Origin of the sequence: Microbacterium sp. Au-Mic1 (assembly GCF_021341785.1) — a bacterium.
Lineage (GTDB): Bacteria > Actinomycetota > Actinomycetes > Actinomycetales > Microbacteriaceae > Microbacterium.
Map to the genome: position 1 here is coordinate 194,966 of NZ_JAJTTF010000002.1, position 23,288 is coordinate 218,253.

General features: G+C 70.9%; 21 protein-coding genes and 1 tRNA gene. 15 read left to right on the top strand and 7 right to left on the bottom strand.

Features of this window, described 5'->3' with window-relative positions; translation table 11 throughout:
• Window positions 1–4: 4 nt before the first annotated feature.
• The 5 genes from LXM50_RS03460 to LXM50_RS03480 all read left to right on the top strand — a co-directional run bounded on the left by LXM50_RS03460 (window position 5) and on the right by LXM50_RS03480 (window position 6,156).
• Window positions 5–958 carry an ABC transporter ATP-binding protein gene (locus LXM50_RS03460; RefSeq protein ID WP_233309854.1) on the top strand — a complete coding sequence of 318 codons (954 nt, stop codon included), beginning with the start codon at window positions 5–7 and terminating at the stop codon, window positions 956–958.
• Window positions 955–1,659, top strand: coding sequence for an ABC transporter ATP-binding protein (locus tag LXM50_RS03465; protein WP_233309856.1), 705 nt, complete (start codon window positions 955–957; stop codon window positions 1,657–1,659). Before LXM50_RS03460 ends, LXM50_RS03465 begins: the two co-directional genes overlap by 4 nt.
• A gap of 83 nt (window positions 1,660–1,742) precedes the next feature.
• On the top strand, window positions 1,743–2,330 hold the full coding sequence (locus LXM50_RS03470; RefSeq protein ID WP_233309857.1) for a helix-turn-helix domain-containing protein: 588 nt from the start codon (window positions 1,743–1,745) through the stop codon (window positions 2,328–2,330).
• Window positions 2,327–3,625: an MFS transporter gene (locus tag LXM50_RS03475; protein WP_233309859.1), complete on the top strand. Its 1,299-nt coding sequence runs from the start codon at window positions 2,327–2,329 to the stop codon at window positions 3,623–3,625. The genes LXM50_RS03470 and LXM50_RS03475 overlap by 4 nt, the downstream gene beginning before the upstream one ends.
• A gap of 104 nt (window positions 3,626–3,729) precedes the next feature.
• Entirely contained in the window at window positions 3,730–6,156 is a 2,427-nt protein-coding gene (locus tag LXM50_RS03480; RefSeq protein WP_233309860.1) for an HAD-IC family P-type ATPase, read from the top strand.
• Window positions 6,157–6,222: 66 nt separating this feature from the next.
• Here LXM50_RS03480 and LXM50_RS03485 read toward each other — a convergent pair whose 3' ends face one another.
• Entirely contained in the window at window positions 6,223–7,380 is a 1,158-nt protein-coding gene (locus tag LXM50_RS03485; protein ID WP_233309862.1) for an acyltransferase, read from the bottom strand.
• Window positions 7,381–7,450: 70 nt separating this feature from the next.
• Window positions 7,451–7,942 (bottom strand): YbaK/EbsC family protein, encoded by a 492-nt coding sequence (locus tag LXM50_RS03490; RefSeq protein ID WP_233309864.1) that lies wholly within the window; start codon window positions 7,940–7,942, stop codon window positions 7,451–7,453.
• A gap of 63 nt (window positions 7,943–8,005) precedes the next feature.
• Here LXM50_RS03490 and pepN point away from each other — a divergent pair, with 63 nt between their 5' ends.
• Both pepN and LXM50_RS03500 read left to right on the top strand, forming a co-directional pair.
• Window positions 8,006–10,498, top strand: a complete 2,493-nt coding sequence (gene pepN, locus LXM50_RS03495; protein ID WP_233309865.1) for an aminopeptidase N — start codon at window positions 8,006–8,008, stop codon at window positions 10,496–10,498.
• Window positions 10,499–10,578: 80 nt separating this feature from the next.
• A complete protein-coding gene (locus LXM50_RS03500; protein ID WP_233309866.1) occupies window positions 10,579–11,748 on the top strand; it encodes a cation:proton antiporter in 1,170 nt (389 codons plus the stop codon).
• On the opposite strand, the gene LXM50_RS03505 is transcribed toward LXM50_RS03500, so the two are convergent.
• Both LXM50_RS03505 and LXM50_RS03510 read right to left on the bottom strand, forming a co-directional pair.
• Window positions 11,717–12,244 (bottom strand): GNAT family N-acetyltransferase, encoded by a 528-nt coding sequence (locus tag LXM50_RS03505; protein WP_308192504.1) that lies wholly within the window; start codon window positions 12,242–12,244, stop codon window positions 11,717–11,719. The genes LXM50_RS03500 and LXM50_RS03505 overlap by 32 nt on opposite strands.
• 1 nt (window position 12,245) lies before the next feature.
• Window positions 12,246–12,884: an MBL fold metallo-hydrolase gene (locus tag LXM50_RS03510; RefSeq protein ID WP_233309870.1), complete on the bottom strand. Its 639-nt coding sequence runs from the start codon at window positions 12,882–12,884 to the stop codon at window positions 12,246–12,248.
• Between the two features lie 129 nt (window positions 12,885–13,013).
• Between LXM50_RS03510 and LXM50_RS03515 the strand changes: the two genes are divergently transcribed.
• From LXM50_RS03515 to LXM50_RS03545, 7 genes are all read left to right on the top strand, one after another.
• Window positions 13,014–13,086 (top strand) — tRNA-Glu (locus LXM50_RS03515).
• A 156-nt stretch (window positions 13,087–13,242) separates the two neighbouring features.
• Window positions 13,243–13,977, top strand: coding sequence for a DUF1684 domain-containing protein (locus tag LXM50_RS03520; RefSeq protein WP_233309872.1), 735 nt, complete (start codon window positions 13,243–13,245; stop codon window positions 13,975–13,977).
• 68 nt (window positions 13,978–14,045) lie between these two features.
• Window positions 14,046–15,554: an ABC transporter substrate-binding protein gene (locus LXM50_RS03525; RefSeq protein ID WP_233309874.1), complete on the top strand. Its 1,509-nt coding sequence runs from the start codon at window positions 14,046–14,048 to the stop codon at window positions 15,552–15,554.
• A gap of 37 nt (window positions 15,555–15,591) precedes the next feature.
• A complete protein-coding gene (locus LXM50_RS03530; protein WP_233309876.1) occupies window positions 15,592–16,563 on the top strand; it encodes an ABC transporter permease in 972 nt (323 codons plus the stop codon).
• Window positions 16,560–17,387 (top strand): ABC transporter permease, encoded by an 828-nt coding sequence (locus LXM50_RS03535; protein WP_233309877.1) that lies wholly within the window; start codon window positions 16,560–16,562, stop codon window positions 17,385–17,387. Before LXM50_RS03530 ends, LXM50_RS03535 begins: the two co-directional genes overlap by 4 nt.
• The gene (locus LXM50_RS03540) at window positions 17,387–18,211 is read left to right on the top strand and encodes an ABC transporter ATP-binding protein (RefSeq protein WP_233309879.1); all 825 of its coding nucleotides are present in this window, start codon (window positions 17,387–17,389) and stop codon (window positions 18,209–18,211) included. Before LXM50_RS03535 ends, LXM50_RS03540 begins: the two co-directional genes overlap by 1 nt.
• A complete protein-coding gene (locus LXM50_RS03545) occupies window positions 18,208–18,996 on the top strand; it encodes an ABC transporter ATP-binding protein (protein ID WP_233309882.1) in 789 nt (262 codons plus the stop codon). The genes LXM50_RS03540 and LXM50_RS03545 overlap by 4 nt, the downstream gene beginning before the upstream one ends.
• Here the strand turns inward: LXM50_RS03545 and LXM50_RS03550 are convergent.
• Window positions 18,962–20,302, bottom strand: coding sequence for an acyltransferase (locus LXM50_RS03550; protein ID WP_233309883.1), 1,341 nt, complete (start codon window positions 20,300–20,302; stop codon window positions 18,962–18,964). The two genes, LXM50_RS03545 and LXM50_RS03550, sit on opposite strands and share 35 nt — an antisense overlap.
• A 227-nt stretch (window positions 20,303–20,529) precedes the next feature.
• Between LXM50_RS03550 and trpS the strand changes: the two genes are divergently transcribed.
• Window positions 20,530–21,570, top strand: a complete 1,041-nt coding sequence (gene trpS, locus LXM50_RS03555; RefSeq protein WP_233309885.1) for a tryptophan--tRNA ligase — start codon at window positions 20,530–20,532, stop codon at window positions 21,568–21,570.
• Here trpS and LXM50_RS03560 read toward each other — a convergent pair.
• Window positions 21,558–22,691, bottom strand: a complete 1,134-nt coding sequence (locus LXM50_RS03560; RefSeq protein WP_233309887.1) for a DUF4349 domain-containing protein — start codon at window positions 22,689–22,691, stop codon at window positions 21,558–21,560. The genes trpS and LXM50_RS03560 overlap by 13 nt on opposite strands.
• On the bottom strand, window positions 22,688–23,248 hold the full coding sequence (locus LXM50_RS03565) for an RNA polymerase sigma factor (RefSeq protein ID WP_233309889.1): 561 nt from the start codon (window positions 23,246–23,248) through the stop codon (window positions 22,688–22,690). Before LXM50_RS03565 ends, LXM50_RS03560 begins: the two co-directional genes overlap by 4 nt.
• Window positions 23,249–23,288: the final 40 nt, after the last annotated feature.

Here is a 23,288-nt window from a genome sequence, read left to right on the forward strand (position 1 = left end):
GGCGATGAGCGACGTCGACATCGCGTGCGAGGGACTGGTGCGCATCTTCACAGCCAAGGGCATCGAAGTGCAGGCGCTGCAGGGGCTGGATCTGCGTGTGCAGGCCGGGGAGATGGTCGCCCTCGTCGGCGCGTCCGGATCCGGCAAGTCCACGCTGCTCGGCATCCTCGCCGGACTCGATGCGCCGACGGCCGGCAGTGCGCGGGTCGCCGGGCACGACCTGGTGACGATGCGCGGCGCGGAACGACTGCGCTACCGCCGCCGCAGCGTCGGCTTCGTCTGGCAGCAGTCCGGGCGCAACCTGCTGCCCTACCTGACGGCGCGGGAGAACATCGCGCTCGCGCACGGCGTCGCCCACGTCGTGCCGAAAGGGGAGCGCGCCGGTCGCGCGCAGGCGCTGCTGGAGCTCCTCGACGTCGCGGATGTGGCCGATCAGCGGCCCGCGCAGCTGAGCGGAGGCCAGAAGCAGCGGGTGGCGATCGCCGTCGCGCTCGCGAACGAGCCGCGCGTGCTGCTCGCCGACGAACCCACCGGCGAGCTGGACGAGCGCACCAGTGCCGACGTGCTCGCCGCGATGCAGGCCGTCAACACCGAGCACGGCGTCACGACGCTCATCGTGACGCACGACGCCGCGGTGTCCGAACATGTCGACCGGACCGTCCGGATCCGCGACGGACGGACCTCGACCGAGACCCTGCGCAGCACGCACACCGATGACGAAGGGCGCGAGGTGCGGATCGCGCAGGAGTTCGCGGTGCTCGACCGCGCCGGCCGCATGCAACTGCCCGGTGAGTTCGTGAGCGCCCTGGACCTGCGCGATCGTGTGCGTCTGACCCTCGAACCCGACCATGTGCGGGTCGGGTCGGGCGCGGCTCCCGTCCCACCGGGCGGCGAGCCGAGGACCGACGACGCGCCGGGGCAGAGCGATGCGCCGGCGTCCGGGGAGGAGCGATCATGACCGAGGTGCTGCGTGCAGAGGGACTGACCAGGGTGTTCGCCGCACCCGGCGGTGACGTCACCGCCGTCCGCGACGTCGATCTGACGGTCTCGGCGGGAGAGCTCGTCGTGATCACGGGGCGCTCCGGATCGGGCAAGACCACGCTGCTGACCATGCTCGGGGGCCTCGATCGCCCGACCCGTGGACGTGTGCTGCTGGACGAGCACGATCTCAGCGCGGGGGACGCGAGTCATGTGCTGGGGGAGCGGGTCGCCTCGATCTTCCAGACCGCGGGCCTGCTGCCGGTGCTCTCGGCTGCGGAGAACGTCGAGGTTCCGTTGCGGATCCGCCGCACGCCGGTGGCAGAGCGGGAGCAGCGCGTGGCGCGGGCGCTGGAGGCTGTGGGGCTGGCCGATCACGCGCGGCAGCGCCCGACGGAGCTCTCCGGCGGCCAGCAGCAGCGCGTCGGGATCGCCCGTGCACTGGTGATGGATCCGGCGGTGCTGATCGCGGATGAGCCGACCGCGCAGCTGGACAGCGAGACCGGTGCGCAGATCATGGATCTCATCGCGGGCCTCGTCCACCAACGCGGGACGGCCGCGATCGTGGCCACGCATGACGCGGCCATGCTGACGCGCGCGGACCGGGTGCTGGACCTGCACGACGGCGTGCTGCACGAGCTCGGCCCCCGGGCGCTCGCGGCGAAGACAGGTCACCACTGACCTCACCGCCCCGCGGATCTCATCGTGCATGGAAGTTGTGCACAGTACTTGTGCATAACTTCTGTGCATGCAATCCTGGAGGCATGGACACCCCGGAACCTCCCGTCAGCATGCGCCTCGACGAGAAGGCTGTGCGCGTGCTCGCCCACCCGCTGCGATCCCGCCTCCTCGGCGAGCTGCGCGTGCACGGTCCCGCGACGGCGACGCAGCTGGCCGCGGCGCTCAAGACGAACACCGGAGCGACGAGCTACCACCTCCGTGCACTGGAGGATGTCGGTCTCGTCGCCGACACGGGCGACGGCGTCGGCAAGCGGCGGGTCTGGCGTGCGAGCACCGACTCGCATTCCTGGACCAACTCGGACTTCGCCGACGATGAGGACGCGCAGACCGCGTTGGGCTGGCTGCGTCGCGACTACGTGCGGCAGTTCGCCGCGCGAGCCGAGCGCTGGCTCGATGCTGAGAGCTCGTGGCCCGGCGTGTGGGTCGACCGGCTCGGCCTCGAGGACGTGCTGCTCACCGTGACCCCGGATCAGCTCGCGGACTTCCACACGGAGTTCGACGCGCTCGCCGAGAAGTACCGGCGCATCGGAGAGGGTGATCATGCCTCACGGCGGGTGCATGTGGTCGTGCAGAGCACGCCGGTCGACCTCGACCCGCCGGAGGAGTCATGAGCGCCGGCGTGGCAGACGTCGAGGCCGGGATCGCGATCGCGACGGCGCAGCGTCGGCTCCTGCTGCTCTCCGCACTGCGCTGGCTTCCGGTCGGCGTCACGCTCGGGGTCACGGTCCTGCTGCCGCTCGAACGCGGTCTGTCGCTCGCCGAAGTCGGATCCATCCTCGCCATCCAGGGATTCGTGGCGCTCGCACTGGAACTGCCCACCGGCGCCCTCGCCGATACCCTTGGCCGCCGTCCGGTGCTGGCCGCCTCCGGAGTGCTCGCGGTCGTGGCCGCCGTGCTGTTCCTGCTCGCCGACTCGTTCGCGCTGTTCGCGGTGTCGCTCCTGCTGCAGGGCGTGTTCCGCGTGCTCGACTCCGGTGCGCTCGAGGCCTGGTTCGTCGACGCCGTGCACGAGCACGATCCGCAGGCCGAGGTCGCGCGGCCCCTGGCGCGCGCCGGCACGGTGCTCGGCGTGGCGATCGCCGGCGGAGCGCTGCTCGGCGGCCTCCTGGTGGCGTGGCACCCGCTGAGCGCGCTGTCCGCGCTCGTGCTGCCGCTGCTCGTGGCGATCGGACTATACGCGGGATACACGATCCTCGTCATCGTGCTGGTGCGCGACAGCCCTCAGCCGGACGCAGCGCCGCGGCGGCTGGTTCAGACCATGGCACACGCCGCACGGCAGACCCCGCGGACGATCGTGGACGGGTTGCGTCGTGCGGCGAGCTCCCGGGTGCTCGCGGGGCTCGTGCTCGTCGAGGTGTTCTGGTCGGTCGCGATGATCGCCTTCGAGACCCTCACTCCGGTGCAGCTGGAGGGCCTGCTCGGCGGGGAGGCGGCGGCCGCCGCCGTCTTCGGGCCCGCGTCGGCGGCCGCGTGGGGGCTGTTCGCCGTCGGATCCCTGCTCGCCAGCCGTCTGAGCGGGATCATCGGCGTGACCTGGACGGCGATCCTGAGCCGCATGCTGAACGGCGCCTTCGTCGTGCTGATGGGACTCTCCTCGGGCCTGGTCGGCCTGCTGATCGGTTACGGGCTGACGTACCTCGCGCATGGTGCCGCGGGGCCGATGCACTCGGCCCTCCTGCACCGTGAGGCCGATCGGTCCACCCGCGCCACGGTGCTCTCCCTGAACTCGATGGTCTCCGGCGGCGCGTACAGCATCGGGCTGCTGGTGCTCACCGCACTCGCCGGCGCGACCTCCGCGGCGACCGCGACGGCCATCGCCGGGGCGTTCAGCATCCTGGGCGCGGCCTGCTATCTGCCGGCCCTGCGCCAGGAGCGCCGCAGAGGGGCGGCTCTGCACGTCGCCTGAACCGCGGGTGGCCGCCGGGCGAGGACGGGCGGAGCACGGAGCGGCTACCGGCCGGCCCCGGGCGCCCACCGACCCGGCCGAGCATGCGCTGTTACGGTGATCGCATGACACCCGGAAGCCCCGTCCCGGCGACCCGTGCCCCGCTGACCGCCGCACAGGTGGCCGAGAGGATGTCGCGCGGCGAGAGCAATCTCATCGAGTCGCGCACGAGCCGCAGCTTCGGGGAGATCTTCCGGGCGAACGCCTTCACCCGCGTGAACGGCATCTACCTGGTGATGCTCCTGCTCATCCTGGGTACCGGCTACTTCATCGACGGCCTGTTCGGTCTGCTCATCATCGTCAACAGCGTCGTCGGCATGGTGCAGGAGATCCGCGCCAAGCGCACACTGGACCGGCTCGCGCTGCTCAGCAAAGCCCCTGCCCGCGTGGAGCGCGCCAAGGGCGTCTCGGAGATCGACGTGGAGCACCTCGTGCTCGACGACGTCGTGCTGGTCGCGGCGGGCGATCAGATCCCCGTGGATGGCGAAGTGCTCGATGCGACGGGTTTCGAGGTGGACGAGTCGCTGCTCACGGGCGAGTCGGAGCCGGTTCTCGCCGGCGCCGGATACGAGCTCAAGTCGGGCAGCTTCGTCGCCGCGGGATCGGCGAGCTTCCGCGCGACGGCGGTCGGCGAGCACGCATTCGCCGCGCGGCTCGCGAAGGAGGCCTCCGAGTTCCGCAAGCCGTCCTCGCAGTTGCGCGCCGGGATCGATCAGATCCTCAAATACGTCACCTGGGCACTGATCCCGGTGGGCGTGCTCACCATCGTCAACCAGATCTGGGGGCACGCGGAGGACTGGCGCAACGCCGTGCGCGGCCTCGTCGCCGCGCTCGTGCCCATGGTGCCGGAGGGCCTCGTGCTGATGACGAGCGTCGCCATGGCGGTGGGCGTGATCCGCCTCGGCCGCCGGCACTGCCTGGTGCAGGACCTGCCCGCGATCGAGCAGCTCGCCCGGGTCGACGTGGTCTGCACCGACAAGACCGGGACGCTCACCGAGGACGGCATGCGGGTGGGCGCCGTGGAACGACTCGGCGAGGCCGATGACCGCATCGAGGGGGCCCTCGCCGCGATCGGGCGCGCGGAGGGCAAGCCCAACGCCAGCATGGCCGCGATCCTCGAGCACGTGGGTGACGTGCCGGCTCTTCCGGTGCACACCTCGATCGCCTTCTCCTCGGCCCGCAAATGGGCGGCGATGCAGACGGCCGATGTCGCCACCGGCGCCGTGGAGAGCTGGGTGCTCGGCGCCCCGGACGTGCTGCTCGCCGTCGGCGACGCCACGCGCACCCGCTCGGACGCGCTCGCCTCCGAGGGGCTGCGCGTGCTCGCCCTCGCCCGCACCGCATCGGCCCTGCCGGATGCCGAGGCCGATGGCGACGGCCTTCCCGACGGCCTCGTCGCGAGCGCGCTCGTGATCCTCGACCAGCGGCTGCGCGCCGAGGCGCCCGGCGCGATCGCCTACTTCGCCCAGCAGAACGTGGCGATCAAGGTCATCTCAGGCGACAACGCCGCGGCGGTGGGCGCCATCGCTGCCGAGGCCGGGGTGCCCGATGGACGCAACGCGGTCGACGCGCGCACGCTGGATCCGGAGTCCGCGCACTTCGATGCGGAGGTGCAGGGCCGCACCGCCTTCGGCCGGGTCACGCCCACGCAGAAGCGCGCGATGGTGCACTCCCTGCAGGGCGACGGCCACGTCGTGGCGATGACGGGCGACGGGGTCAACGACGTGCTCGCTCTGAAGGACGCCGATGTGGGCGTGGCGATGGGATCCGGGTCGCCCGCGGCGCGCGCGGTGTCGCGCATCGTGCTGCTGGACAACTCCTTCGCCACGCTGCCGCATGTGGTCGCGGAGGGGCGTCGGGTGATCGGCAACATCGAGCGGGTCGCGACGCTGTTCCTCACCAAGACGCTGTACTCGATCCTGCTGGCGCTGCTGGTCGCCGTCACGGCGGTGCCGTTCCCGTTCCTGCCCCGGCACGTCACTCTGATCGCCTGGTTCACGATCGGGATCCCGGCGTTCTTCCTCGCACTCGCCCCGAACACGGCCCGCGCGCAGGAAGGCTTCGTGCGCCGGGTGCTGGATGCGGCTGTGCCCGGCGGGATCGGCGCGGCGCTCGCGTCCTACGGCGCGTACCTGACCGCGCGCGCCGTGTTCGGCACGGATCACTCCGAGCGCGTGCTCACCTCGTCGACGGGGTTCCTGGCGCTCGTGATCGTGGCGTTCTTCGTGCTGATCACCGTGGCCCGACCGTTCCGGCCGTGGAAGGTCGGACTGGTCGGGGCGATGATCGGCGGAATGCTCGTCGTGATCCTCACCCCGCTCGGATCCCGGGTGTTCGACGTGGATCTGCACGATCCGAGGGCGGTGCTGATCGCGTGCGCTTTCGGTGCGACCGGGATCGCGGTACGCTTCGGCGCCCGCGCCGTGCTGCGCGGGATCTACGGCGCCGTGTCCCGGCGCCGCGTGCGCCGCGAGGCCGAGGCCCGCACGTGATCTCGGACCCCACCACCTCGTAGTCCTTCCGCTCCGAGTCGGAGTCGACGGGGTGCCACCTGGCCGCTACTGCGCGCGGGCGAGCACCACCCGGCGGGCCGCGCGGATCCGGCCCACGTGCACCCGCTCGGCCAGCGCCGCCCCGATGTCGCCGACCTGGCGGGCCAGGTCCTGCGCCTGCCTTTCGACGAGCGCGTGGAAGAGCGCCGCCGCGACGAGGCTCAGGGGCATCCCGATGAGGCACGCGAGCCACCACTGCTCGGCCCCGAGCAGGTAGCAGAGCGACGCCAGGATCGGCGCGTGCACGAGGTACAGGCTGAACGACACCGAGCCCAGCCACTGCATCGGCCGGGTGTCGAGCACCCGGTGCGCGCCCGGCCAGACGAGGGCGATCACGACCAGCAGCGCGGCACCGGCCCCGGCGAGCGCCCACAGCACGTCGGCCGCGACCGTTCCCGCCGTGAGCGGACGCGTCAACCAACTCGCGATGAGCAGGATCGAGGCGGCCACCGCGAACCAGGGGAGGAGCCGACGCACCCGTGGTCGCTCGGCCCAGGCCCGCAGATCGGGGAAGCGCACGGCGATCAGCGTGCCGAGCAGGAACACCGGCAGGTAGGCGAGCGCGGACTGTCCCGTCGTACGGCCCACGAACATCAGCACGATCGCGAGCACGGCGGCGGGCACCGCGAAGCGGCGCACCCGCAGCGCGACCCAGAGGTACAGCGGCAGCAGCAGCGAGAAGAACAACTCCCAGCGCAATGACCACAGCACGTTGTCGATCGGATAGTTCGACCGCAGCAGCGTCATCTGCGACAGCACGTCGCCGGCCGAGACGGTGGTGGCCTGCGCGTCCTGCATCCAGGAGTCCTCGGGCATCGTGGACGCATCGCGCGGGATCACCTGGACGAGCAGCGCGGCGCCGCCGAGCGCCGCGATCACCGGCACGTACAGCCGCACCAGGCGTGCCGGGTAGTAGCGCGCCCAGGAGAACCCCGTCCGCAGCGCAGGCAGGGCGACGACCATGCCGGACAGCACGAAGAAGACCATGACGGCCTCGGATCCGGCCAGGAGCAGCTTGAGCGGCGACTGCGTCAGCAGCGCCCACCCGGCGGGATCGACCCACGGCTCCGCGATGAGCGAGGCGTGGTGGATGAGGACGATCCCCGCCGCGAGGCCGCGGAGTCCGTCGAGAGAACTGATCCTGCTGTTACCGTTCCGTGACATCCCTTTCCACGGTAGGCACCGAGTCTGGACGCCTCCTGGATCGCACCACGGAGCCCGCGAAGGAGCGTGTTCAGTCCTCCGCGACGACCACGACAGCGCCGCCCGTGAGAGCCACGAGCTCGTCGAACGTCATCGGCATCACGGTGTGCGGGGTTCCGCCGGCGGTCCACACGGTCTCGTAGTCCCGCAGCGCCGCATCGACGAGGGTGCGCACCGGGGCGGGGTGGCCGACCGGGGCGACCCCGCCGATGGCCTGTCCTGTCACCTCGCGCACGGTCGCGGCGGGGGCCATCGCGACCGACTCCGCAGCCACGGCCGCGGTGAGAATACCGACGTCGACGCGGTGCCGCCCGCTCGTCATCACGAGAAGCGGCTCGCCGTCGGCGAGGAAGAGCAGACTGGATCCGATCGCGCCGACCTCGCAGCCCAGCGCGGCTGCGGCCTCGACGGCGGTGCGCGCGGAGTCGGGCAGCTCGCGCACCTGCGAGGCGAGGCCTGCCGCCCGCACGTGCTCCTGCACGATCCTGCTGCGCTCGGGGAGGGAAGCGGTCTGCTCTGTCATGCGACCATGCTGGCACAGCGCCCGGGCGCCCGGCACAGGCTCGGATCATGGAACGATGGATTCATGAGCACCGCCAACCTCACCCGCACCGAGACGGCCGAGCGATCCGCGGCCGTCGACCTGCACCGCATCCGCCTCGAGCTCGACGTCACCGGCGCCGTCGACGTCGCGAACACGGGATTCCCCGTGACGACGTCGCTCGAGTTCGACGCGAGGACGGCCGAGACCTGGGTGGACTTCCTCGGTGAGGCCGTGCACGAGGTCGTGGTGAACGGGCAGGCCCGTGACGTCGAGTGGGACGGTGCGCGCGTGCGCCTCCGTGGCCTGGCAGGGCACAACACCGTCGTCATCCGCGCCACCGGCGCCTACAGCCGTTCCGGTGAGGGGCTGCATCGCTTCGTCGATCCGGTCGACGGGGGCGTCTACCTGTACACGCACGACGAGCCGGCCGATGCGCGCCGGTTCATGGCGTGCTTCGAGCAGCCGGACATGAAGGCGGCGATCGCGGTCGTGGTGACCGCCCCGGAGGGCTGGGAGGTGCTGTCGAACCAGTCGCCGGTCACGACGAGCGTCCGTGACGGGGCGCAGACCGTCGAGTTCGCACCGACCCTGCCGCTGTCCAGCTATCTGACCTGCATCGCGGCGGGTCCCTATGCGCGCGTGTCATCGGAGTGGCGCCGTGACGACGTCGTCGTGCCGCTCTCCGTGCTCAGCCGCGCGTCGATGGCCGAGCACCTGGCCGCCGATGAGATCCTCGAGATCACGCGGCAGGGTCTGGACTTCTTCGCGGAGGCGTTCGCCTTCCCGTATCCGTGGGGGAAGTACGACCAGATCTTCGTGCCCGAGTACAACATCGGCGCGATGGAGAACCCCGGCCTGGTCACCTTCACCGAGGCGTATCTGTACCGCGGAGCCGCGACCCGCGCCCAGCGCCAGGCGCGCGCGAACACGATCCTGCACGAGATGGCGCACATGTGGTTCGGCGATCTCGTGACGATGCAGTGGTGGGACGACCTGTGGCTCAAGGAGTCGTTCGCCGACTACATGGGCTCGCACGCATCGGTCGCCGCGACCGAGTACACCGACGCCTGGGTCGCCTTCGCGAACCGGCGCAAGGCATGGGCGTACACGCAGGACCAGCTGCCGAGCACGCACCCGATCGTCGCCGACATCCCCGACCTCGAGGCCGCGAAGCTGAACTTCGACGGGATCACCTACGCCAAGGGCGCCGCGGTGCTCAAGCAGCTCGTCGCGTTCGTCGGCGAGGACGCGTTCTTCGAGGGCGCCCGCCGCTACTTCGCCCGGCACGCGTACGGCAACACCACGCTCGAGGACCTGCTGGTCGAGCTGGAGCAGGCGTCCGGCCGCGACATGCGGGTCTGGGCGCAGGCATGGCTGCAGACCACCGGAATGAGCACTCTGAGCATCGAGCGCGACGGGGACGACGTCGTCCTCGTCCAGACGGATCCGCGTCCGCATCGGCTGCAAGTCGGCCTGTACGACCTGCGGGACGACGCGCTCGTGCTGCGCGAACGGATCCCGGTCGATCTCGCCGAGGAGCGGACTGAGGTCGCCCTCCCGGACGCCGATCTGGTCCTGCTCAACGACGGCGATCTCACCTACGCGAAGGCGCGGCTCGACGAGCGTTCGCTGTCCGCGGTCGAGCGCGGCCTGTCCTCGCTGGAGGATCCCCTCGCGCGCGGCCTGGTCTGGTCGGCGCTGTGGAACGCCACGCGCGACGGCGAGCTCGCCGTCGCGACGTACCTCGAGATCGTCGTCGCGCACGCGCCGCGGGAGACCGACAGCGCTCTGCTCGGCGGGGTCGTGCTGAACGCTCCGTTCGCGATCGGGCACTATCTGCCGGACTCCGAGCGGGCCGACGCCCGGCGCGGCTGGCTGGACGCGACGTGGGCGGCGCTCGGCGGAGCTGCGCCCGGCAGCGACGCTCAGCTGATCTGGGCGCGCGCGTTCGCCGCCGCTGCCGCCTTCGACGACGGTCGGCGTCTCGATGTCTCCACGCTGCTGATCGGATCCGGGCCCGAAGGGCTCCCGATGGATGCCGATCTGCGCTGGGCGCTGCTCACCGCGCTCGTCGCGACGGGCCATGCCGGCGCGGAGGAGATCACGGAGGAGCAGCTGCGCGACCACACGGCGAGCGGGCGCACGGCCGCCCTCGCCGCGGCGGCCTCGACGCCGAGCGCCGCCGTGCGCGCGGCCGACTGGCGCGCCGCGTGGGGCGATCTGACGCTCACGAACGATCACCTCGACGCCACGATCCGCGGCTTCGACGCCGGCGGGCGCCGCGATCTCGTCGAGGTCTTCGACGCCGAGTACTTCTCGCGCATCGAGGCGGCATGGAACGAGCGCTCGATCGAGATCGCCCGGCGCCTGGTGATCGGGCTCTACCCCGAGGCGGAGAGCACGGAGCTCGTGGACGCCTGGATCGAGGCGCACCCGGACGCTCCTGCCGCGCTCCGCCGTCTCGTGCTCGAGCAGCGCGATCACCAGAGGCGTGCGATCCGCGTGCGCGAGGCGCAGGGCGTCCTCGTCGCCTGAGCCGCGCGCCCTGCGGGCGGCACGGCTCGGGCGCGCTCCGGATCCCGGACTACCCGGACCGGCGGATCTAGAGTGTGGCCATGACGTTCGCGACGCTGGCGCTGCTGGTGCTGGTGGGACTGGCCGGTCCCGTGCTCTCCGCGCGGCGCGCGTGGCGGATCCCGGTGATCGCCGGGGAGCTCGCTGCGGGACTCGCGATCGGATCGACCGGGTTCGGGTGGGTGGATGCGGCGGAGCCGACGTTCACGCTGCTCGCCCAGCTCGGGTTCGGCCTGATCATGCTCGTGATCGGCTCGCACATCCCGATCCGGGACACCGTCGTGCGCGCGGCGGTGGGACGCGGGGCGGCCGGAGCCGCGATCGTGGCCGCGGTCGCCGTGGCGCTCGGCGTCGGGGCGGCGCTGCTGTTCGGGACCTCGCACGGTGCGGTCTACGCCGTGCTCATCGCATCCTCGTCCGCCGCCCTCGTGCTGCCGATGCTGCAGTCCCTGGACATCTCGGCCGATTCCGCCCCGCAGCTGATCGCGCAGATCGCGATCGCCGATGTCGCGTGCATCGTGGCGCTCCCGCTCGTACTGCAGCCGGAGAGAGTGCCGCTCGTCGCGCTCGGCGGGGTCGGCATCGCTGTGGTGGGCGTTCTGCTCGTGGTGCTGCTGCGCCGGATCGGCACGCATCGGCTTCGCGTCCTGCACGAGGTGTCGGAGTCGCGCCGGTTCGCGCTCGAGCTGCGGTTCAGCCTGCTCGCCCTGTTCGGGCTGGCCGGCATCGCCCAGTTCACGCACGTCTCGGTCATGATGGCGGGCTTCACCCTGGGGCTCGTGCTCTCCGCGGTCGGGCAGCCACGTCGATTGGCCCGCCAGCTGTTCGGGATGACCGAGGGCTTCTTCGGCCCGCTGTTCTTCGTCTGGCTCGGCGCCTCGATCAATCTCCGAGATCTGGGATCCCATCCGCAGATGATCTTGCTGGGACTCGTGCTCGGCGCCGCGGCGATCATCGCCCACCTCGCAGGGCGCATCACGGGTCTGCCCTGGACGCAGGCGGTGGCGTCGGCAGGGCAGCTCGGCGTCCCCGTCGCGGCGGTGGCGCTCGGCGTCGAGACCAAGGCGCTGCTGCCCGGAGAGGGGGCCGCGATCCTGCTCGGGGCTCTCGTGGCCGTGGTCGCGTCCTCCGCCGCCGTCGCCGTCGTCTCGCGACGGAATGCCGCATCGTCGCCGCCGGCTAGCCCCGAGGAGCGACCTGCATCCCCATGACCGTGCGAACGATCCACGGATGAGCGTGGTCGTCGGCGATGTGCGTCATGCCGAGCTTGGCCGCCACCCGCAGCGACGCGGCGTTCTGCGGATGGACGATGGCGGTCAGCGCGGTCGGGGCGAACACGCTGCGCACGAGCTCGACGCAGGCCTGTGCGGCCTCGGTGGCGAAACCCTCGCCCTGCCGATCCGTGCGGACGTGGTACCCGACCTCGCGGACGGCGATGCCGTTGTACGCCTGCCAGGTGATCCCGCAGTCGCCCAGGAACTCACCCTCCGCGGTTTCGATGATCCAGAGGCCGTGGCCGTCCTGCTCATAGCGCCGGCGCTGGTTCGCGATCCACTCGGCGCTCTCGTTCCTCGTCTTCGGGGCCGGATAGAACGCCATGACCTCGGGATCCCCGAGGAGCGCGGCCATCGGATCGAGGTCGCCGTCGTCCATCTCCCGGAAGCGGATCCGGGGGGTCGGCGAGGGGAGGAGGCGTGAGGCGGCCACCTCAGACCTCGAGGTCGTCGCCGGGGTTCAGTTCGAAGAACTCTCCGCCGTCCTGCTCGGTGGCCCACTTCAGGCGTGCGCGGTGCATGGTCGCGCCGATCACCGAGAGCGTCATGTCGTGCGTGCCGAACGCGCGACGCGGCTTCACGGCGAGCACGAAGTCGATCGCCTCGCCGATCTTCAGCCAGGGTGCGCCGAGCGGCGCTGCGAGGGTTCCCACCTCGACGCCTTCCGGCACGGCGTAGGAGTCGCCGGGGTAGTACAGCTCGTCGTCCACGAGCACGCCGACGTTGTCGATGAGCGGGATCGAGGAGTGGATCTCGGCGTGCACGCCGCCGAAGAAGCGCAGTGTGAAGTCTCCTGCGGTCGCGGTGTCTCCGGGCGCGACCTCGGTGATCTCGTACCCCTCGGCGGCGCGGACGACGCCGGCCGGTGCGAAGATCGGCGTTCCCGCCGCATCGCGCAGGATCCGATCCAGATGGTCGGGTGTCCAGTGATCCGGGTGCTCGTGGGTGATCACGATGCCGACGAGATGCTGCAGCTCGTCCAGCGGGAGCGTGAAGCTCCCCGGATCGATCAGCAGGGTCTGCCCGTGGTCCTCGACGCGGAGCGCCGCGTGCTCATGCTTGGTGATGCGCATTCCTCGAGCGTAATCCCGCAGGGCCGCGACACACCCGGGGTTCGCGTCGGGCCCGGCTCGATTTGGCGGGCGCTGGGGGTCATGTCATACTTGAACGGTTGTCGCGAGACGGAAACGGATCGCAAAGACGGCCCCATCGTATAGCGGCCTAGTACGCCGCCCTCTCACGGCGGTAACGCGGGTTCGAATCCCGCTGGGGTCACAGGCAACACACGAAAGCCCTCGGTTCGCCGGGGGCTTTCGTGTTTCCGGGCCGCGCGGACCACTCCGACGACGCGCCCGGCGGTGCGCCGCGGGAATGCTACGCCCGGTGACATGCGTTCGCATCGATGTGAGCTCCGCGACCTACCCTGATAAGATGCCCGAGAACCCGACGCCAGACGTGTCCGCCGAGGCGGCCCACGCTCAGTGGAAGGCCGACCGGCTCGCCGCCGTGACCTCGCCGCAGGGCAATCTCGCGCTGATCGAGACGCGGTGGCTCCGGCCCGACGACACGACGACGGCCGCCCAGGCCGCGGAGGGACTCGCGCCCACGGTCGTCGTGACCGAACTGACCCGGCGCCACCTCGACACCGGGGAACCCGAGCGCGGGTTGCGATTCTGGGACTCGGCGTCCCCGGCCATCCGGGAGTTCGAGGGCATCGAGACCTTCGACTACGACCCGGCCTGGCGCATCACCGGTACCTTCACCCCGCTCGACGGCGGCCGTGCGGTGCCGTACGAGCACCTGCGCGACAACGGCTTCACCCGAGAGCTTCCGGTGCCCGGCGACCTCGCCGTCACGATCGACGGCACCGACTACGACCTGGACGCCTTCGATGACGGCGGCACCCTGCTGCTCGTCTTCGGCGACCCCACCAACCGCAGCGAGGATCCGTCCCAGCGCACCTACGGCCCCGGCCGCTTCCTGTTCGTGCAGGACGACTCCGGTCGCGCCTCGGGCCCGCGCGAGGTCGTGCTCGACTTCAACCGCGCGTTCGTGCCGCCCTGCGGCTTCTCCGACCAGTACAACTGCCCGCTGCCGCCGCTCGCGAACCGGATCGCGACGCCGGTGACGGCGGGGGAGCGCATCCCGCTCCCCGACACCCACTGACCCGTAACCGATCCGATCCGCCCCCGGGTGGATCCCGCGTCACCCGACGCGCCCTGCAGAGGACACCCATGAAGATCTCCCGGATCGCCGGCCTCGCCGCCGCCCTCACCGTCGTCGCCGTGCTCGCCACGGCGTGCTCCTCCGGATCCGGCTCGACTGCCGGCGGCAAGGTGGATCCCGACGCCACCATCCAGATCGGCTCGCTCGCCGCGCCGCGGAACCTCTCCAACGTTGACGCCGGCGGCCAGGGCGTGACCGAGGCGCTGAACGGCAACGTGTATGAGGGGCTGTTCCAGCTCACCGACGACGGCAAAGTGGAGAAGCGCCTCGCCACGGACTATCAGGTGAGCGCCGACGGCCTGACGTACACGGTCAAGATCCGCGACGGCGTGAAGTTCCACTCCGGCAAGACGCTCACGAGCGCCGACGTGAAGTCCTCCCTCGAGCGCGTGCTCGCCGACGGCTCGCAGTCGGCGCGCAAGTCGCAGCTGGCCGTGGTCGCGAGCGTGGACACCCCCGACCCGCAGACCGTCGTGTTCCACCTGAAGTCGCGGTCCATCTCGTTCCCGTACAACCTCACCTACGTGTGGATCGTGAACACCGACGCGAAGGACCTGAAGACCGCCGAGGACGGCACCGGTCCCTATGCGGTCGACAAGTTCAAGCGCGACAGCTCGCTGTCGCTCAAGCGCTTCGCCGGCTACTGGGGCACCGCCGCGAAGAGCAAGGAGGTCGTCTTCACCTACTTCACCGATGCCTCTGCTCTCTCCAACGCCCTGCTGACCAACGCGGTCGACATCGTCACCCAGGTGCAGAGCCCCGACGCTCTCACGCAGTTCACCGGCAACAAGGCGTACACCGTGTCCGAGAACACCTCCACGGTCAAGGAGCTGCTGGCCTTCAACGACAAGGTCGCGCCGTTCGACGACAAGCGCGTGCGCAAGGCGATCACCCAGGCGATCGACAACAAGAAGCTCCTCGACTCGATCTGGGCCGGTCGCGGCACCCTGATCGGATCCATGGTCCCGCCCACCGACCCGTGGTACGAGGACCTCACGAAGGTGAACCCGTACGACCCCTCCGCCGCGAAGGCGCTGCTGGCCGAGGCCGGGCAGTCGAACCTCGCCTTCACGCTCGACACCCCGTCCTACGACCCGCACCCCGCGGTCGCCGAGTTCATCAAGTCGGAGCTCGCGAAGGTCGGCGTCACCGTCACCATCAACACGATCTCCGAAGACCAGTGGTACACGAACGTCTTCCAGAAGAAGGCGTTCACCGCCACGCTCCAGGAGCACGTCAACGACCGCGACCTGGTCTGGTACGGCAACCCTGACTTCTACTGGGGCTACGACAACCCCCAGGTGGTGCAGTGGGTCGCCGACGCCGAGCAGGCGAGCACGACGGATGAGCAGACCGCGATCCTGAAGAAGGTCAACAGTCAGATCGCCGAGGACGCCGCGAGCGACTGGCTGTTCCTCGCGCCGCAGATCGTCGTGGCCTCGAGCTCGCTGAAGGGATACCCTGTCCACGGTCTGAACTCCCAGTTCTTCGTGGCGGGCATCGAGAAGACCCAGTGACCCGCGCCTGCACGCGCGCCGGGAGGAGAGCAGCGCGGTGACCCGGTATCTCGTGCGTCGCCTGTTCTTCCTGCTGCTGTCGTTCGTCGTCGGGATGCTGGTGGTGTTCCTGCTGCTGCGGGTGCTGCCCGGGGATCCGGCGAACGCGCTGATCTCGCTGAATGCGACGCCCGAACAGATCCGGGCGGCGCGCGAGCAGGTCGGATCCGACAAGCCGATCCTCGTGCAGCTGGTCGCGTGGCTCGGAGGCCTGCTGCGCGGTGATCTCGGCACGTCGTTCACGTCGGGGGCGCCGGTCGCAGCGGACATCGCCGCACGGCTCGCGGTCACGCTGCCGCTCGCGCTCATCTCGTTCGTCATCGCCACGCTGCTGGGCGCGGTGATCGGCGTGGTCGCGGCCACGCGGGCGAGGCGCTGGTACGGCGTTCTGCTCGGCGCGTTCACGCAGCTCGGCATCGCGGTGCCGGTGTTCTGGGTCGGGCTGCTGGCGGTGTGGCTGTTCGCGCTGACTCTCCGGCTGCTGCCGTCCGGCGGGTTCCCGCGGGACGACTGGGCCGACCCGGTCGCCGCGCTCACCTCGCTCGCGCTGCCGATCCTCACGATCGTCGTGGTGATGAGCGCATCGCTTGCGCGCTACGTGCGCTCCGCGACGCTCGACGTGCTCGACTCCGACTACCTGCGCACCGCCCGTGCGCTGGGCGAGAGCCGCACCGGCGCGTTCGTCGCGCACGGCGTGCGCAACGCCGCCGTCCCCGTGATCTCGATCCTCGGCATGGAGCTCGCCTCGACCCTCCTCGGCGCGGTCGTCGTGGAGTCGGTGTTCACGCTGCCCGGACTCGGCGCGCTGCTGGTCAAGGCAGTGGGCGAGCACGACTACCCGAGCATCCAGGGCGTGCTGGTCGTGACCACCGCGCTCGTCCTCGTGATCGGATTCGTCGCCGACGTCGTGCAGCGGCTCGTCGATCCGCGACTGCGCGGCAGCATCTCGGCCAGGGCGGCTGTCGCATGAGCGCCCGGATCGGTCGGCGCGACGTGACCCTCGTGGTCGGTCTCGTGATCCTCGTGATCCTGGCCGCTGCGGCGATCCTCTCCGCATTCTGGACCCCGTTCGCGCTGGACGACACCTCCGGCGGACGTCTCGCGCCCCCGGGCGGCGCGCATCTGCTCGGCACCGATCGGCTCGGTCGCGACCTGTTCAGCCAGGTGCTCGCCGGCACTCGCATCGCGATTCTGGTCGGCATCGGATCCGTCGCCCTGGCCGCGGTCATCGGCTTCGTCATCGGCACGACGGCCGCCCTGCTGCCCGGGTGGGTGGACGATGCGGTGTCATCGTTCCTGGATGTGCTGATCGCGTTCCCGACGCTGCTGCTGGCGATGCTGATCGTCGCCGCGCGCGGGCCGGGTCTGGACACCGCGATCGTCGCGATCGGAATCGCGGGGTCCGCGATCGTCTCGCGCTTCACCCGCATCCTGGTCAAGGGCGTGCTGTCGCAGAGCTTCGTGACCGCGGCGCGCACATCGGGCGCGCCGACCCTGGGCGTGCTCGCCCGGCACGTGCTCCCGAACATCTGGCCGGCTCTCGCCGTGAACCTCGCCGTGCTGTTCGGCGCGGCCATCATGGCCGAGGCCTCGCTGTCCTATCTCGGGCTCGGTGTGCCGCCGCCCAACTCCTCGCTCGGGCGCCTGCTGCAGGAGGCCCAGTCCACCGTGCTCACGTCGCCCTGGGGCGCCGTGATCCCTGGAATCGTGATCGCCTTGCTCGTGCTGGGCGCGAACGCCGTCGCGGACGGGCTGCGCGAGCGATTCGATCCGACTCGTCGGGGGAGGAGCTGATGGGCGCGGACGTACAGGTGCGGGGACTCCGCATCGTCTCCGACGCCGGCGCGGAGCTCGTGCGCGGCCTCGATCTCGACCTCGGCCCGGGCGAGCGGCTGGGGCTCGTCGGCGAGTCCGGATCCGGCAAGACGCTCACCGGCCTCGCCCTGCTGGGGCTGCTGCCCCCGGGACTCACCGCGACCGGGTCGATCCGGCTCGATGGCGCCGAACTGATCGGCGCCCCCGAACGTGCGCTGCAGCGGATCCGCGGGTCGCGGATCGCGGCCGTGTTCCAGGATCCGTCGTCGGCGCTCGACCCGCTCATGCGGGTGGGCGACCAGATCGCCCGCCCGGTGCGTCGGCATCGCGGCCTGCGGGGCGCCGAGCTGCGCGCCGAAGTGCTCGCCGCAGCCGCGGAGGTGCGTCTGCCCGATCCGGAGCGGCTGCTGAGACGCTACCCGTTCGAGCTCTCCGGCGGACAGCGCCAGCGCGTCGCGATCGCGATGGCGCTGGCCTGCCGTCCCGACGTGCTGCTCGCGGACGAACCGACCACCGCGCTCGACGTGACCGTGCAGGCGACCGTCCTCGAGCTGCTCGACGACGCCGTGCGAAGGCACGGGACGTCGCTCGTGTTCGTCTCGCACGATCTCGCGGTCGTCGCGGGGATCGCGGAGCGCGCGATCGTGCTCCGTCGCGGCGAGGCCGTCGAGGAGGGGCCGGCGCGGCGCATCGTGACCGCCCCCGAACACGACTACACCCGCCGACTGGTGGAGTCCGCCCGCGCGCTCGAGTCCGCACTCGACCGTCTGAGCGGTGCCGGGGGAGAGGGAGGCCGAGTATGACCGCGTTGTTCACGCTCGACGGCGTCTCGCACCACTATCGACGTTCGGCACCGGCGGCGCTTCAGGATGTGACCTTCGGGGTCTCCGCTGGGCGCAGTCTGGGGCTGGTCGGCGAATCCGGATCCGGCAAGACCACCCTGCTCTCGCTCATGCTCGGCCTGCGCCGCCCGACGTCCGGTGCAGTGCTGTTCGAGGGCGCCCCGCCGGCGGGTGGATCCCGGGAGTCCGTGCGGGCGTTCCGCCGCGCGGTGCAGCCGGTCTATCAGGATCCCTACGCCTCACTGGACCCTCGTCAGCGCGTCGACTCGATCCTCGCGGAGCCGCTGCGGTGGCTCGGCGAGGGAGAGAGCGACGGGGATCGGACGGCACGGCCATCGGGCCGGGGCCGGCTGGCCGAGGCGCTGCGCGACGTCGAGCTCGAGGACGACGCGCTGCTGCGCTATCCGCATGAGTTCTCCGGCGGTCAGCGGCAGCGGATCGCGATCGCCCGTGCGCTGATCACACGCCCCCGGGTGCTGCTCGCGGATGAGCCCGTGAGCGCTCTCGACCTGTCGACCAGGCTCGAGGTGGTGCGCCTGCTGGCGCGGCTTCAGGTCGAGCACGGCCTGACACTCGTCATGGTCTCGCACGACCTGTCGATCGTCGCCGAGCTCTGCGCGGACGTCGTGGTGCTGCAGGGCGGACGCGTGGTCGACGCGGGGCGGACCGCCGAGGTGCTCGCCGATCCGGAGAGCTCCTACACGCGCGCCCTCATCGATGCGGTGCCGAGGCTCCCGCGGGCGTGAGCGGAGCGCGGTACGCCCCGACCAGCATCAGCGCCAGGACGGTCCCGCTCAGGGCGCACACGGCGAGCGGCAGATCCAGGCCGTAGGCGGTGATGGCGAGGATCGGCAGCAGGAAGACCACGACCGCGACCGCCGTCCTGCCGAGGGAGGGCTGGGCGCCCATGGCCGGCGCCTTCTCGAAGCGCACGAGCCAGAGCGACAGCAGCCACACCGCAGCGAGCACGATGATGAGGAACGGCACCCTGGTCCACCACCATGCCGGACTCCCCGGAGCCGGCATGGGCACCGGCAGCAGCAGCTGCACGCCGATCAGGACCATGATCATCGGCAGATGCCACAGGTACACCGTCATGAGACGTGACCCGATCAGGAGCACCGCGCCCTGCACGACGCGCGTGCGCATGAGAGCGGTGAGCGGACCGTGCAGCATGGTGAGCCCCGCCGCCTGCACGACGGCGAGGATCGCGAGCGGGGTCGTCGGCGGCCATTGGTTGCTGAGCATGTTCCAGGAGTATCCGCCGAGCGAGACCAGACCCCAGATGCCGAGATAGCCGATCGCGATGACGCCGAGCAGCTGCCAGAAGCGGCGGCGGGTGAACCATCCGTCGTACAGGAGGAAGCCGACCTGCTGGGCGAACAGCCACACGAACGCCACATTGGGGATGCCGAACAGCTCACTTCCGATGCCATAGCCCGTCGACGGGACATGGCCGAGGCCGAGCAGGCCGCCCGCCACGAGGAAGCGCAGCGCGTCGGTCGCCGCGGCTCCGGCCAGCAGCACCAGAGGGACCCGCATGCCGAAACGGGCATGGAGCCCGACCATCCACGGAGCCAGGGCCTGCACGAGCAGGTACGCGGCGAGGAACCACAGGGGGGATCCGATGCCGATGGCGATCGTGTCGACCAGAGCGGGATCGACCCCGAGCAGCCGGGTCGCTGCGAGCGCAACGGTGAAGAAGACGAACACGGGGATCGCCGGGCGGGCCAGGCGGGCCAGACGCAATCGCACGAAGCCGACCGCATCCTCGCCACGATGCTGGGCGGAGCGCCAGCCGGCCCGCGCCGCGTAGCCGCCGACGACGAAGAAGAGCGGCATGATGTTCAGGATCCAGCTCGCCGCATCGAACCAGGACTGCCCTTCCACCGTGCGCTCGATGAGCAGGGAGCCGTCGGCCCGTCGGCCGACGCCCGTGAAGAGGATGTGCACGAACACCACGAGGACGACGCAGGCGACGCGGGTCAGATCCAGGGTGAGATCCCGTCCCTCGGGGACGACCCGGGCGGGGCTGGCGGCGGCGCTGCTCATGGCGACGACCCTAGCGGCGGAGGTATGCCGAGCCCGGCATCGGACGAGGCGGCGAGCCGCGGTCGCCGAGGGCGTACCATCGGGACATGCGCGTGACGAACTCCTGGTGGTGGCTGCTCTAGCAGCTCACGCGCACGAACGACCACTCACGCGGGCTGCATGGCGGCCCGCGTTCTCCGTCTCACACGCACGGCCTCCCTGCGGCTCCCCGATTTTCTGGAGCAGACATGGATACTTTCACCGCGACGACCGACCGCATGGGACGACTGCGATCCGAGATCGCCGAGCATCCGGCACGGCATCGGATCCTCACCGGCGAGCGGCCCACCGGGCGCCTGCATCTCGGGCACCTCTTCGGAACGATCCTGGAGCGGGCGCGACTGCAGGCCGCCGGCGTGGAGACCTTCGTCGTGCTCGCCGACTATCAGGTCATCACCGATCGGGAGAGCCCCGGCGCGGTCCGCGAGAACATTCTCGAGGCGGTGCGCGACAACCTCGCTGCAGGCCTCGATCCGGAGCGCACGGTGTTCTTCACGCATTCCTCGATCCCGGAGCTGAACCAGCTGATGCTGCCGTTCCTCAGCCTCGTCACCGACGCAGAGCTGCGGCGCAACCCCACGGTGAAGGCGGAGGCGCAGGATTCGGGACGCGCGCTGGGCGGGCTGCTGCTGACCTACCCGGTGCATCAGGCCGCCGACATCCTGTTCTGCAAGGGAACACTCGTGCCGGTCGGCAAGGACAATCTCCCGCACGTGGAGATGACGCGCACGATCGCGCGGCGCTTCAACGAACGGTACGCCCGGATCTTCCCGGTGCCGGCAGGGCTGGTGACGGACGCGCCGGAGCTCCCGGGCCTGGACGGCCGCAAGATGTCGAAGAGCCACGGGAACGGGATCGCGCTCGGCATGAGCGCGGATGAGACGGCGACCGCGATCCGGCGCGCTCGCACCGACGCCGATCGGCTGATCACCTACGACCCCGTGCGCCGGCCGGGCGTGTCGGGATTGCTCACGACCGCGGCGACGTGCTTGGGCATCGGCCCGGCGGACGTGGCCGCGCGTGTCGGAACCGGTGGATCGGCAGAGCTCAAGCGTGTGACGATCGAGGCGGTGAACGACTTCCTGCGCGGGCACAGGGAGGGCCGCGCGCGGATCACGCCCGAGGACGCGGCCGCGGCGATCCGCGCGGGCAACGCGCGCGCCCGTGGGATCGCCGCGGAGACCCTCGATGAGGTCCGCGCCGCGATGGGTATGGCCTACGGCTTCTGAGTCTCGGCTCCGGCTCCGGAGGTCTGCGGGCTCTCCGTGGCGACGCGTGTGCGACGAGCACGGCGCGTCCGCACGATCGCCCAGACGATGAGCGTCACCACGATCGCGACGGCGAGCCAGGGGAGGAGGAACCCGAGCGCGATCACGAGGGCGTTCAGCGAGATGATGAGACCCTTCCAGCCTGCGGCGAGACCGTCGCCGAAGCCGGCGGGGTCGGCCGCCGCGGGTGCTTCGCGCACGAGCGTCACCTGCACGGACGACATCGCGACCTGGGATTCGAGATCCTTCAGCTGCTGCTGCGCCGATTGCAGCTGAGACTGGCGGTCGGTCAGCGCGGTCTCGGCGGTGAGCAGATCCGCCACCGAGGTCGCCTGCGACATCAGCTGAGTCAGGCGCGTGACGGAGGCCGTCAGTGAGTCGATCTGGGCGCGCAGATCGGTGGTCGCCGTGGTCACGTCGTTCGTGCCGACCGAGGTCGCCAGCACCGTGCCCTGCGCTCGCAGCGCGTCCATCACGGCATCCAGGTCCGCGGCAGGTACGCGCAGCGTCACCCAGCCGTCACCGGTGGCCGGGGGGACGATCCCGCCGTCGGTCGTCATCGGTACCTGCGCGGATCCGATCTGCTGGCTCTCCACGAAGCCGCCGTACTTCTTCGCCAGAGCAGCCAGCGCATCGGCGGCCTTGCGCACGTCGTCGACCTGGACGGTGGCGGATCCGGTCCGGATGATGTCGCGCGGCGTGTTCGCGGAGGGAGCGGAGCCGCCCGCGGCACCGGATGTCGCGCCCTCCGAAGTCTGGGCGAGGTCCTTGGCTGCTCCTCCGGCCAGTGGCACCGACCCCGAGGTCGCGTGGTACGGGGCGGAGGCGGAGGAGCCGGAAGAACCGGAGGAGAGGGACCCGGTGGCGTTCAAGATCGCCGGGGTCACCAGCACGCCGACCACGAACGCCGCCGCGACGCCGCCCGCGGTCAGCCACTTGCGGCGGCGTGTGCGGTGGCGTGCGGCGGTGGAGCGCGCCCTCTCCGCGTCCCGCTCCTCGGCGATCTGCGCGAAGACGGCCTCCTCGATGCGGTCCACGCTTTCGTCGGACAGTGGAGGCAGCTCGGTCGGGGTGGTGGTCATGATGCGGGCTCCGTTTCGGTCACAGCGCCGCGCAGGCGGGTGCGCACGCGGGAGAGACGGTTGCGGACGACACCGTGCCCGACGCCGAGCTCGGAGGCCGCGGCGCGGTAGTCCCAGCCCTCGGTCGCGCACAGCCGGAAGATCTCCCGGTCGAGCACGCTCATGCCCTCGAGCTCCGCCGCGATCCTGTCGGCGAGCTCGGTGGCGATCACCTGCTGCTCGACGTCGATCAGGGCCGGGATCAGCTCGTCCACGCCCTCGGTGGTGTGCTCGGCATCGCGCTGACGCCGGCGCAGCCGGTTGGCCGCCTGGAAGCGGCAGATCGTGGCCAGCCACGGCAGCAGCGAATCGCCTGCCAGCTCGAGGCCCGGCAGCTTGCGCCAGGCGACGACGAACGCCTCCTGCGTCACATCCTCGGCATCGCCGGCGTCGTGCAGGATGCCGTACGCGATCCAGTAGACCGGGCGGACGTACGCGCGGTACAGCGTGCGGAAGGCGGTCTCGCTTCCCGCCGCTGCGCGCGCGACGAGCGTCCTGTCGTGTGCGTCGTGTGCCATGCCGGCTCCGTTCGGTGTCTCTCACTCCATAGTGTCGGCA

Coding starts and splice junctions, on each gene's coding strand:
- LXM50_RS03565 (WP_233309889.1), bottom strand. CDS start 23,248: ATGGCACACGACGCACACGACAGGACGCTCGTCGCGCGCGCAGCGGCG.
- LXM50_RS03460 (WP_233309854.1), top strand. CDS start 5: ATGAGCGACGTCGACATCGCGTGCGAGGGACTGGTGCGCATCTTCACA.
- LXM50_RS03560 (WP_233309887.1), bottom strand. CDS start 22,691: ATGACCACCACCCCGACCGAGCTGCCTCCACTGTCCGACGAAAGCGTG.
- LXM50_RS03480 (WP_233309860.1), top strand. CDS start 3,730: ATGACACCCGGAAGCCCCGTCCCGGCGACCCGTGCCCCGCTGACCGCC.
- LXM50_RS03510 (WP_233309870.1), bottom strand. CDS start 12,884: ATGCGCATCACCAAGCATGAGCACGCGGCGCTCCGCGTCGAGGACCAC.
- LXM50_RS03475 (WP_233309859.1), top strand. CDS start 2,327: ATGAGCGCCGGCGTGGCAGACGTCGAGGCCGGGATCGCGATCGCGACG.
- LXM50_RS03490 (WP_233309864.1), bottom strand. CDS start 7,942: ATGACAGAGCAGACCGCTTCCCTCCCCGAGCGCAGCAGGATCGTGCAG.
- LXM50_RS03535 (WP_233309877.1), top strand. CDS start 16,560: ATGAGCGCCCGGATCGGTCGGCGCGACGTGACCCTCGTGGTCGGTCTC.
- pepN (WP_233309865.1), top strand. CDS start 8,006: ATGAGCACCGCCAACCTCACCCGCACCGAGACGGCCGAGCGATCCGCG.
- trpS (WP_233309885.1), top strand. CDS start 20,530: ATGGATACTTTCACCGCGACGACCGACCGCATGGGACGACTGCGATCC.
- LXM50_RS03465 (WP_233309856.1), top strand. CDS start 955: ATGACCGAGGTGCTGCGTGCAGAGGGACTGACCAGGGTGTTCGCCGCA.
- LXM50_RS03545 (WP_233309882.1), top strand. CDS start 18,208: ATGACCGCGTTGTTCACGCTCGACGGCGTCTCGCACCACTATCGACGT.
- LXM50_RS03470 (WP_233309857.1), top strand. CDS start 1,743: ATGGACACCCCGGAACCTCCCGTCAGCATGCGCCTCGACGAGAAGGCT.
- LXM50_RS03500 (WP_233309866.1), top strand. CDS start 10,579: ATGACGTTCGCGACGCTGGCGCTGCTGGTGCTGGTGGGACTGGCCGGT.
- LXM50_RS03485 (WP_233309862.1), bottom strand. CDS start 7,380: ATGTCACGGAACGGTAACAGCAGGATCAGTTCTCTCGACGGACTCCGC.
- LXM50_RS03520 (WP_233309872.1), top strand. CDS start 13,243: ATGCCCGAGAACCCGACGCCAGACGTGTCCGCCGAGGCGGCCCACGCT.
- LXM50_RS03525 (WP_233309874.1), top strand. CDS start 14,046: ATGAAGATCTCCCGGATCGCCGGCCTCGCCGCCGCCCTCACCGTCGTC.
- LXM50_RS03550 (WP_233309883.1), bottom strand. CDS start 20,302: ATGAGCAGCGCCGCCGCCAGCCCCGCCCGGGTCGTCCCCGAGGGACGG.
- LXM50_RS03540 (WP_233309879.1), top strand. CDS start 17,387: ATGGGCGCGGACGTACAGGTGCGGGGACTCCGCATCGTCTCCGACGCC.